This window comes from Syntrophaceticus schinkii, assembly GCF_000946815.1.
GTDB lineage: Bacteria > Bacillota > DSM-12270 > Thermacetogeniales > Thermacetogeniaceae > Syntrophaceticus > Syntrophaceticus schinkii.
Genome location: NZ_CDRZ01000106.1, coordinates 1 through 1,207, shown reverse-complemented (window position 1 = coordinate 1,207; position 1,207 = coordinate 1). Strand labels below are relative to the sequence as shown.

General features: G+C 50.6%; 2 protein-coding genes. Both read right to left on the bottom strand.

Going from position 1 to position 1,207, the window contains the following annotated elements; genetic code table 11:
* Positions 1-194, bottom strand: a 194-nt coding sequence (gene purS / locus SSCH_RS05715; protein ID WP_044664633.1) for a phosphoribosylformylglycinamidine synthase subunit PurS, incomplete at its 3' end; no start/stop codon positions are given.
* A complete protein-coding gene (gene purE, locus SSCH_RS05710; RefSeq protein WP_044664632.1) occupies positions 187-693 on the bottom strand; it encodes a 5-(carboxyamino)imidazole ribonucleotide mutase in 507 nt (168 codons plus the stop codon). The genes purE and purS, both read right to left, overlap by 8 nt.
* Between the last annotated feature and the right edge of the window lie 514 nt (positions 694-1,207).

Below are 1,207 nucleotides of genomic sequence, written 5' to 3'. Positions count from 1 at the left end.
TTCTCACACATTTCTTCTACCGCTTGTTCCGCTGCAGATCGATCAGCAGTGCTGAGAGTGAGAACCAGGTACTTGCCTGTCTTTACATCTTCTACCTGGTCGTACCCTAAAGACTTTAAGCCGTGTTTAACTGTTTTACCCTCCAGATCGAGGATCCCTTTTTTCAAACTTATATAGATTCGTGCCTCAAACAATAGCTTTCCCTCCTGTCTTCAGCTTCTCTGCCTTCCTGACTACACCCTCAGCCAGTTCCTGTTTATATCTCCTGAACTTTTCCCGCAGCTCAGGATCCTGGATGCTCAGCATCTGAACTGCCAGAAGAGCGGCATTGCGCGCCCCATTGACAGCAACTGCTGCAACCGGCACTCCCGGCGGCATTTGAACGATGGAGTAGAGGGCATCCACTCCGTTGAGGATCTTCCCCTGTAAAGGAACCCCGATCACCGGAAGGCAGGTGTACGCTGCCAGCACACCTGGTAGGTGGGCAGCCATTCCCGCTCCGGCAATAATGACCGCCATCCCTCGTTCTTCTGCGGTTCGGGCATACTCAGCAGCAAGATCCGGGCTGCGGTGAGCAGAAGCGATCGTCATTTCATAGGTTACCCCAAAATCCTGTAAAATACGGGCTGTTTCCTCCATGACCGGCAGATCCGAGTCACTCCCCAGCACAATTCCCACACGCGGTTTTTCCATCTGTTTTCACCTCATACACAGTTAAATGTTTCAACAAACGGGGTAAGGTGTGCGGTCACCTTTCTTCCGCTGTCACCTCATACTTTAAAATGTCTTAATAAACAGGGTCAGGCTTGCTTTATTGCTTTTTTGCTTTATTGTCTACTGTCCGGGGGATGAAGGGACTGTTGCCACTTCCATCCCCCAACACTTACGGCCAAATTCCGGTTATTTTTAGTGATAAGGGGCGACAATTAACCCATTACAGTAATGTCTACTACTTCTGGTAATGCATCTCAGAAATGCGCCAGGAAGTAGAGTAGGCGGGGTCTCTTGCCGCCTGGTAGCGTTTAGGTCAGGACAGTCCGTTATACTGCCCCTTTCGTCTGGCAGTGCCTTAGTATCCCGGCCGTGCGCTACTGGCCTAGCAGTTGTATCCCCTCACCCCTCATCGAACCGTACGTGCGCTATTAACGCATACGGCTCTCCGTAGTCATTATTCACGGATCTCACGCAAAGATTCTTACCCTGACAT

Coding starts and splice junctions, on each gene's coding strand:
- purE (WP_044664632.1), bottom strand. CDS start 693: ATGGAAAAACCGCGTGTGGGAATTGTGCTGGGGAGTGACTCGGATCTG.